This is a genomic window from Microcystis sp. M179S2 (assembly GCF_020245805.1).
Lineage (GTDB): Bacteria > Cyanobacteriota > Cyanobacteriia > Cyanobacteriales > Microcystaceae > Microcystis > Microcystis aeruginosa.
Map to the genome: position 1 here is coordinate 1 of NZ_JADBUE010000001.1, position 8881 is coordinate 8881.

Consider the following 8881-nt stretch of genomic DNA (forward strand, 5'->3'; position numbering starts at 1 on the left):
AATTTTGCCTCAAACCCTGTCTGCGTAAAGATTTCAGGAGTTTGTACCCAGTAGTTTATTAGTATTACATTGCTTTAACTCAGGCTCTGTAAGACTTTGAGCCATAGCTAGTATATTTATACGGGGGAAGTTCAGTAATAATGGGAAAATCCTCAGAGTGAGGAACTCGCATGAAACCAGCATCCCTGATTCAACTAACCGATAGTCTGAAAGCCCTTTATATCAAAACTGCCCAAAAGCTGAAAGGCAGTGACCGACGACAATTTATGGCAGAAGTGGTGCGCTCATTAGGGATTGGAGGGCAAACCTTTGCCGAACGAGAATTGGGCTGGAATCGGCGAACAATCCGCAAAGGGATGGGGGAATTGACCAGTGGACAAGCACTCGAAGATGGTTATCATCGCAGTGGACGCAAGCGAGTAGAAGAAAAATTACCTAATTTGCTCGAAGACATACGAGCCTTGGTAGAACCCCAGGCACAGACCGATCCTAGTTTCAAAAGCACCCGTTTATACAGCCGGATAAGTGCATCGGAAGTGCGTCGTCAATTGATAGAGCAGAAAGGCTACCATCCGGAGGAATTACCCAGTGAGGAGACAATTCGTTGCCGATTAAACGAGATGGGATATAGATTAAAACGAGTAGTCAAGGCGAAACCGCAAAAGAAAATACCGGAAACGGATGCCATCTTTGAGCAAATCCACTCGGTTAATCAACAGGCCGATGCTGACCCGCAGACCTTACGTATCTCAATGGATGCCAAAGTAGCGGTCAAAGTTGGAGAGTTTGACCGAGGAGGCAAAACGCGAGTGACCACTATTGCCTTAGATCATGATTTTGATGCGAGCACCACCCTCACCCCCTATGGTATTTTCCTCCCCGAATACAATGAACTGTACTTGTTCTTTGTCAGCTCTAAACTGACCGCAGATTGTATTGTGGATTTATTGGAGCATTGGTGGGCGATGGTAAAAGACCGCTTTGGCCACATTCACAAATTGGTGATTAACCAAGACAATGGGCCGGAGAACCATTCTCGTCGTACTCAGTTTATGAACCGGATGGTAGCCTTTGCCCAGCAGTCGCAATTGAACATTGAGTTAGCCTACTATCCCCCCTATCACAGCAAGTACAATCCAGTAGAACGTACCTTTGGCTGGCTGGAGCAGCATTGGAAGGGGAGTTTACTCGATAGTGTGGAAACGGTGCTTCACTTTGCCGAAACCCTTACCTTCAAAGGAAAAAATCCGGTCGTCAAGCTCATTGAGAAGGTTTACCACACTGGGGTAAAGTTGATTCAGAAGGCAATGGCAGAGTTGGAAAAACAGATTAATCGACTTCCCCATTTGCCAAAGTGGTTTGTGGAAATCCCTTATCAAACCACTTGACTATTGGATCATCTTTTTTATGGAGTTCTCTTAAACAATTAAAAGGAGCCGAATGCTTTGTCTCCTATTGTCGTGAAATCGGACGCTTATTTTGGAATCAACCCGATTTTCTTCAGGACTATCAATATCGCTTTGTTAGTATTAAAAATATCAGTATGTCTAAAACAACCACGAGCAGCCGTAAATCCTCTCAAAAAAGTGAGATTCACGATCAACCAGAAAAAATGTTAAAAATTTCCGCTCAAGCGAAGCACTTTCAAGAATTAATTTAGTCCTATAGCTTGACATTATGACCGATTTAATCTCGATCGAATAACGATATTTTGCCGAGAGTGCCAAAAGAGCCTTATCGATGCTCATTTTTAAAAACTTCAAACACCTGCCGGCTGAAATATTTTAACTTATCAGCCACCTTAGGAGAGGGTTGATAATTGCCGACTAATTGCCAATTTTCCACCGTAGATAGTCGCCAAGCGGTTCCTTGATGGTTAAAAGCCTGCATTTCTAAGCCAATCAAACGCTGATGCTGATCCTCGCTATCGAGATGAAAACGAATTTGTACCAGAATACTGCGCCCTTGAATTCTGGGACTCCAACCGGGAAAATGGAAAGCGATATCGATCGAGTCGGGATCCGTTAACTCCCTTGTGTGGGGATCATTGCGCCAAGGTTTCAGATCTGCCTTTGCATCGGGGAATTCTTGTTTAAACAGGTTGACGAGTGTGGCGATCTTCGCCGTTAATTCTAATCCTTTTGCCTGTTCCGACGCATTCATGCTCACCTCTGATAATTGCTTATAAAGTAACTATTTATACAGTTTAGCCCTGCTTTTTGCGACTATTGGGACAATTATAACGATATTTTCTCGATCAAGTCCAAAATGCCGCACCTGTCAATCAAGATAGCCGCTGCCAAAAAGACAAAATCAAAACTAAACTAGAAAATAGGATAATCGACAGGAACAGTATTTTCTATGAATCCCCAAGAGTCTCTATTACAATCGATCGAAAAATTAGGCTATCGGGTTACGGTGGGTGATGTGGCGGCAAAATCGGGTTTAGAGATTAACGCTGCACAAAAGGGATTATTAGCTTTAGCTGCGGAAGCGGGGGGACATTTACAGGTAGCAGATACGGGGGAGATTATCTATCTTTTCCCTGAAAATTTTCGCTCAATTCTCCTGAATAAATATTGGCAATTGCAGTTAAAAGCTTTCGCCAGTAAAATCTGGCAAGTAGTTTTTTATGTTATTCGCATTTCCTTTGGCATTGTTTTAATTATTTCGATTTTAATCCTCTTGCTTGCTATCCTAGCGATCCTGATCGGCTTAATGTTCAAAGATAGTGACTCGGATAACAATTCTGGAGATAGCAAAATTAATATTAACTTCTTTCCCACGGACTTTTTCTGGATTTTTTATCCCGATTTTGGTAATAACTACTACGAAAAAAGAGATCGGGAAGTTAAGGCAGAAAAACCCCCTAGTAAGATGAATTTTCTCGAGGCAGTTTTTTCTTTTCTTTTTGGCGATGGCGATCCTAATTTTAATTTAGAGGAGAGACGCTGGCAAACTATCGGTAAAGTAATTCAAAATAATCGTGGCTCGATTATCGCTCCACAAATTGCCCCCTATCTGGATAGTATTACCCCCAGTCAGGAGGAGACAGAAGATTATATACTACCAGTTTTAACTCGCTTTAATGGGTTGCCGCAGGTGTCCGATCGAGGCGATATTATCTATTATTTTCCCGATCTACAGGTGACAACCAAAGAGAGAAAATTACAAACAGTTTCCCCCTATCTAAAGGAAAAAAGCTGGAAGTTTAGCGAAGCAGATAGCGGTCAAATTATCTTAGCTTTAGGTTTAGGGGCGGTTAACTTTATCCTCGCTTTAGTTTTAGGATCTTTGCTCAACAGTGATAGTGTGGATTTGAGTGGTTCTCTGGGGTCGATAGTCACAGGGATCTACGGTTTTCTCCTCAGTTATGCCGCTGCTTTTTTGGGGATTCCCCTCGGTCGTTATTTCTTTTTACAGTGGAGAAATAAGCGGGTTAATCAACGCAATCAACAGCGAGAAAAAAGAGCAGATTTATTAGCCCAAAATAATCCTGAATTAGAGCAAAAACTTGCCTACTCTCGTCAATTTGCCGACCAAAAAGTGATTAGGGATGCTGATATTAGTTATTCTACGGATCAAGACTATCTCGAACAAGAGATCGAGCGCTCCGATAAAATCGATCGAGAATGGCAAAAACGCTTAGAATCGCCCGATTCCTGACTCCTGACTTGAAAGAGGGTGTAGGGTGTGGGGTGTGGGGTGTGGGGTGTAGGGTGATGGGGAAATGGGGAAATGGGGGAATGGGGGAGTGGGGGAGTGGGGAGATAGGAGAATTTCAACTAATACCCCAAAACCCTAAAACCCCAACTCCCTAAAACCCCAACTCTCAACTCCTGCCGACCGCCGACCGCCTCCTGAATCCTGAATCCTGAATCCTGAATCCTGACGACCGACTCCTAACCCCAGCAACAAACTTTTTGCCGCAAACCCTAACTTAAACGATCGAGAGTGCGATACTGAATTGCTTCGGCAACGTGGGAACTTTTCAGCATTTCACTATCTCCTAAATCGGCAATGGTGCGGGCAACTTTGAGAATGCGATCCATTGCTCGGGCCGATAAACCCAATTTTCGGATTGCCCCTTCTAAAATATGGCGACTGCTATGATCAAGAGCGCAAAAACCCCGCAAATGCTCGGAATTCATCTCCGCATTAGAGCGAATCCCCGTATTCTGAAAGCGATCGCTGGCCTTTTGTCTGGCCCTTTCTACCCGTTGCCGCACTTGCTCAGAAGCTTCTCCCCGACTCTCTTGGGTCATTTCTTCCGGTTTCAGGCGATTTACGGTCACTTGTAGGTCAATACGGTCTAAAAGCGGCCCCGATAATTTCGCCCAATATTGTTCCCGTTGTCGCGGTGAACAGCTGCAGGGTTGCACCGAATCGCCGTAATAACCACAGGGACAGGGATTGGTACTGGCCACTAGAGTAAAACGGGCCGGAAAAGCGACGGAAAGACGAGTGCGAGAAATGCTCACATAACCATCCTCTAGGGGTTGCCGGAGATATTCCAAGACACTGCGCTTAAATTCCGTTAATTCGTCCAAAAATAAAATACCACGGTGGGAAAGGGAGATTTCTCCCGGTCGGGGATAAGTGCCACCTCCCACCAGTGCCGCTCCGGAAGCGGAGTGATGGGGACTGCGAAAAGGACGCTCGCGCACCAGGGAACCTCGATCCTTCAGTAATCCGGCGACGGAATGAATCTGGGAGACTTCTAGGGATTCGGCAAAGGTCAGCTGGGGCAGAATACCGGGTAAACGTCGCGCTAACATGGTTTTACCGCTGCCCGGTGGCCCGACAAAAATTAGGTTATGACCCCCAGCTGCGGCAATTTCCAGGGCCCGACGGCCAATGGCTTGGCCTTTGACATCCTTGAGATCGGGGAGATTTACCTGCGATCGCCCGAATTCCTCGGCAGCGTTAAAAGTCATCGGTGAATGGCGATCGGGTTCATTTAAGAAATTTACCACTTCCGATAGATGACGAAACCCATACACTTGTACGCCTTTGACCACGGCCGCTTCTTTGGCATTATCGGCAGGAACCACTAAACCCTTAATCCCCATTTTTTCGGCGGCGGCAGCAATGGGTAAAACCCCCGCCACGGGACGCAAACTACCATCGAGGGATAATTCACCTAAAAAGAGAAAATCCCCCAATAAATCGGCTTCTACCTGTTCGGAGGCTCCTAAAATGCCGATACTAATCGGTAAATCATAAATCGGCCCCTCTTTGCGGATATCGGCGGGACTTAAATTGATGACAATTTTGCGGATGGGAAAGGCAAATCCGGCATTTTTTAGGGAAGCTTTTACCCTTTCTTTCGACTCCTGCACGGCGGTATCGGGTAAACCCACCACGGCAATTCCGGGTAATCCCCCCGATACATCCACCTCTACCCCGATTTTAATGGCATCGATGCCGATAATTGCCGCACTCCAAACCCTTGCTAACATTTTGGCTCAAGTAAAAATAAAGTGAGTTCTTAGGAAAATGAAACAGGATGTTCGGCTAGTTTTCCGCATAAAAATGATTTTATCTGGGAATTTACCCGGAAAATCAGCGTATTTCTGGGGATAACCTAACCAGAAAAGCTGAGAGCTTAATGGTATAGTTAAAAAAAAAGCAATTTGTCTATGAGCGAGACTATTTTTAGCAAAATTATCCGTAAAGAAATTCCTGCCTCGATCGTCTATGAAGATGATCTGGTTCTCGCTTTTCGAGATGTTAATCCCCAAGCACCCACCCATATCCTCATTATCCCCAAAAAACCGATTCCGAAACTAGAGGAAGCCAGCGACAGCGATCGCGATTTATTGGGGCATTTGTTACTAACTGTTAAAAAGGTGGCCGCCGAAGCTAAATTAAGTCAAGGTTATCGCGTGGTAATCAATAATGGGGAACATGGGGGTCAAACCGTCGCTCATCTTCATGTCCATCTCTTAGGCGATCGCCCAATGACCTGGCCCCCCGGTTAAACCCCCGTTATTTTCCCGCATTTTTGGGGAATTATAGAGCTAGAAGCGTTCTTTTCCGAGTCGGTCTTCTCGATGTTAAACCCATGAATAGGTCTATTTCTGCGATCGCTTTGTCCAGCACCCTGCTGTTATTTCCCTTCACCGCCGCGACTCTCGCTCAATCGGAATGCTTTCTCCAAAGAGCAGATGGACAACAGATAGATCTTAGCCGTCTCTGTGGCGGTTCATCTAGAAATAGGAAAAATTCCCCGCAAGTTTATCAGTTACCGATTCAACGCCGGGTTAATGGCATTCCCACGGTGATGGTGGTTTTTAATCACCGTCACTATTATGAAATGCTTTTTGATACGGGAGCTAGTGGCATCGTCCTTACCGATGCCATGGCAAAAGCGATGAAAGTCAAACGGGAAAGGGAAGTACTCGCTCATACCGCTGGCGGTGTCGTTAGGGTTTATCTTGGTCGCATTAATTCTATTAAAGTTGGCGAGGTGGTTTTATCTAATCAGATTGTTGGTATTTCTCCCCAAATGGAAGGGTTAGGACTCTTGGGACAAACTTTTTTTGGTTCCTATGATGTCACGATCAAAAAAGATGTGATTGAATTACGTTATCGTTCATAGTCTCATGGGAAAAATTATCGCTTTTCTGACTCTAATCTAAAGTTCCTCGCTGTATTTGTTCCCGTTCGATCGCTTCAAATAGGGCCTGGAAGTTGCCTTCTCCAAAACCTCTAGCGGCATGACGTCGCTCGATTAATTCAAAAAAGAAAGTCGGCTGGGAAAAAATTGGTTTAGTGAAAATTTGCAGTAAAGTCGGCTTTTCCGGGAGGGAATGACTATTTTGTTCAAAATCGATGAGAATTTCCTGTTTTTTAATTTCTGACCATTCCCAATCAGCAATATTAAAATCTTTTTTTTGATAGTCAATTTGTTGATAATAACTGTTGGGAACTGATAGAAATTCTACTTTCCTTTCTTTTAATTTTTGAGTTAATCTTAAAATATTTTCTGTTTTTAAAGCAATGTGTTGAATGCCAGATTTTTGATTAATATCTAAAAATTCTTGAATTTGAGAACTGTTACTATCTGGCTCATTAATCGGTAATTTTAATTCGGTTTCGGGGTGAACAAGTACCTGGGAATAAAGACCAGAACGATCCGTTTTAATAGTAAAAGTTTGCCTTTTTTTAAAGCCTAAATTTTCCTCATACCAATTGGCTGTTAACTCTAAATTTCCCTGAAAAACATTTAAAACTAAGTGATCAATTGCCAGAATATCCTGATTATATTGTTGCTGACTATCATACTCAATCAGATTAGGATCGGCTAAAATTGGCGTGATTCCCTGTCTTTCAATTAACGTATGTTTGAGATTAGCAATGCTAGAGATTTGACAGCTTTTTATCTTACCCCTAGCCAAAACAGTTTCCTCAATAAAAATGTCCTGTTTAATTCTCCTAGCTAAACTGTCTAAATCCTCTACTTGAAAAGCTACATCCGCCACCCCTTCAGGATATTTACTTAAAAATTCCGCCACGGGACTAAGGGAATTTAAGGGAGAAGATAAGATAAAAATAATCTGTTTAGTTTTATCTTTTTGGATGCCATTGCCAACTATTTCCGTGTGCGTGTGCAGATTAACTAAACTTGCGATCGTCTGAAAATCCATCACCCGCACAAACCAATCTCGCCATTTTTTGGCCGATTCTACATAAAAATGAATATGAGCAACAAACATAGATAAAGTCAAAAAAGTGGTTGAGTGTTAGTAAGTGGGGAGTGGGGAAATGGGGAAATGGGGAAATGGGGAATGGGGAAATGGGGAAATGGGGAAATGGGGAAATGGGGAAATGGGGAAATGGGGAAATGGGGAATGGGGAATGGGGAATGGGGAATGGGGAAGTGGAGTAGTGGGGTATTGGGGGAATTTCAACTAAAACCCCAACTCCCTACAACCCTAAAACCCTAAAACCCTATCTCCTGACGACCGACTCCTGAGGATTAAAAAAAGAGATGACTATCGGGTTGAATATTAATTTCCATGGGGACGGCTTGGGGTTCAGCATTCATGGCAAAATAGATAGCATCGGCGGCGGTTTGAGCGGTTAACATTTTAGTGCGATCAACTTTTAAGCTCACCTGATCCCAAAAAGGAGTATCGACACCACCAAAATAGAATAAAGTCATTTTAATACCATAGCGTTTTAACTCATCGGCCAAACATTTACTAAAACCCACCACCCCGTACTTAGAAGCACAATAAGCGGCAGCCATAGCCATAGAATGCTTACCCAAAATTCCCACCACATTACAGATATGACCAGCTTTATTTTCCTTCATCACATTAGCGGCAGCCTGACAGGTATAAAAACTCCCCTTCAGATTGAGGTCGAGCATTTTATCTAAATCTTCCGGCGTGATTTTATTATATTGTTTCATCACACCGGCTCCGGCCGCATTAACCAACACATCCAACCGGCCGTAATGGGAGACAATTTTTGCCATCAAAGTTTCCACCTGAGTCGGATTGGTGATATCCGTCGGTACAATTAAAGAAGGACAAGACAACTCACCAGCTAAATTAGATAAATTATCGGCATTTCTCGCCGCTAATACGAGTTTATGACCATTAACAGCCAGTTTACCCGCTAAAGTGGCACCGATACCCCCCGTAGCACCGACAATCAGGACAACTTTTTCGCTCATAATTATTTATAAATTTTTACAAATCTTATTGTAAACTGTTCCAACTGGAAAATCATCGGAAATTTTGGGTCTGAAACCCCGCCGTTCTAGGTTGGCTTGACGTTAGAATTAAAAGGCCAGTCTCGAAAACCAAGTGGACGGCGCAGCACCTTGAAAACTCGGCTTAGGGGGTTCCGACCAGAAAAGCTTGGC

The 8881-nt window shown here is 43.7% G+C and carries 10 protein-coding genes; 6 read left to right on the forward strand and 4 right to left on the reverse strand.

The annotated features are described in order from the left end of the window. Positions 1 to 188: 188 nt before the first annotated feature. Together IM500_RS00005 and IM500_RS00010 are read left to right on the forward strand one after the other, a co-directional pair. Positions 189 to 1388, forward strand: coding sequence for an ISAzo13 family transposase (locus IM500_RS00005; protein WP_502882344.1), 1200 nt, complete (start codon positions 189 to 191; stop codon positions 1386 to 1388). Beyond that, positions 1385 to 1660 (forward strand): hypothetical protein, encoded by a 276-nt coding sequence (locus IM500_RS00010; protein ID WP_287737343.1) that lies wholly within the window; start codon positions 1385 to 1387, stop codon positions 1658 to 1660. The genes IM500_RS00005 and IM500_RS00010 overlap by 4 nt, the downstream gene beginning before the upstream one ends. A 74-nt stretch (positions 1661 to 1734) precedes the next feature. Here the strand turns inward: IM500_RS00010 and IM500_RS00015 are convergent, their stop codons facing one another. Then, positions 1735 to 2163 carry a Tery_1686 family protein gene (locus IM500_RS00015; RefSeq protein WP_147072521.1) on the reverse strand — a complete coding sequence of 143 codons (429 nt, stop codon included), beginning with the start codon at positions 2161 to 2163 and terminating at the stop codon, positions 1735 to 1737. 198 nt (positions 2164 to 2361) lie between these two features. Between IM500_RS00015 and IM500_RS00020 the strand changes: the two genes are divergently transcribed. Further along, the gene (locus IM500_RS00020; protein ID WP_190719177.1) at positions 2362 to 3666 is read left to right on the forward strand and encodes a hypothetical protein; all 1305 of its coding nucleotides are present in this window, start codon (positions 2362 to 2364) and stop codon (positions 3664 to 3666) included. A 269-nt stretch (positions 3667 to 3935) separates the two neighbouring features. Here the strand turns inward: IM500_RS00020 and IM500_RS00025 are convergent, their stop codons facing one another. Next, complete coding sequence (locus tag IM500_RS00025; RefSeq protein ID WP_002798811.1) at positions 3936 to 5462, reverse strand: YifB family Mg chelatase-like AAA ATPase; 1527 nt, start codon at positions 5460 to 5462, stop codon at positions 3936 to 3938. 180 nt (positions 5463 to 5642) lie between these two features. Between IM500_RS00025 and IM500_RS00030 the strand changes: the two genes are divergently transcribed. Together IM500_RS00030 and IM500_RS00035 are read left to right on the forward strand one after the other, a co-directional pair. Then, entirely contained in the window at positions 5643 to 5984 is a 342-nt protein-coding gene (locus tag IM500_RS00030) for a histidine triad nucleotide-binding protein (protein ID WP_147073365.1), read from the forward strand. Between the two features lie 83 nt (positions 5985 to 6067). After that, on the forward strand, positions 6068 to 6604 hold the full coding sequence (locus IM500_RS00035; protein ID WP_287737344.1) for a retropepsin-like aspartic protease family protein: 537 nt from the start codon (positions 6068 to 6070) through the stop codon (positions 6602 to 6604). A 31-nt stretch (positions 6605 to 6635) separates the two neighbouring features. On the opposite strand, the gene hppD is transcribed toward IM500_RS00035, so the two are convergent. Continuing rightward, entirely contained in the window at positions 6636 to 7721 is a 1086-nt protein-coding gene (gene hppD, locus IM500_RS00040; RefSeq protein WP_190719166.1) for a 4-hydroxyphenylpyruvate dioxygenase, read from the reverse strand. Between the two features lie 20 nt (positions 7722 to 7741). Here hppD and IM500_RS00045 point away from each other — a divergent pair, with 20 nt between their 5' ends. Next, positions 7742 to 7894 (forward strand): hypothetical protein, encoded by a 153-nt coding sequence (locus IM500_RS00045; protein ID WP_287737345.1) that lies wholly within the window; start codon positions 7742 to 7744, stop codon positions 7892 to 7894. Positions 7895 to 7984: 90 nt separating this feature from the next. On the opposite strand, the gene IM500_RS00050 is transcribed toward IM500_RS00045, so the two are convergent. Next, positions 7985 to 8689, reverse strand: a complete 705-nt coding sequence (locus tag IM500_RS00050) for an SDR family oxidoreductase (RefSeq protein ID WP_052276701.1) — start codon at positions 8687 to 8689, stop codon at positions 7985 to 7987. Between the last annotated feature and the right edge of the window lie 192 nt (positions 8690 to 8881).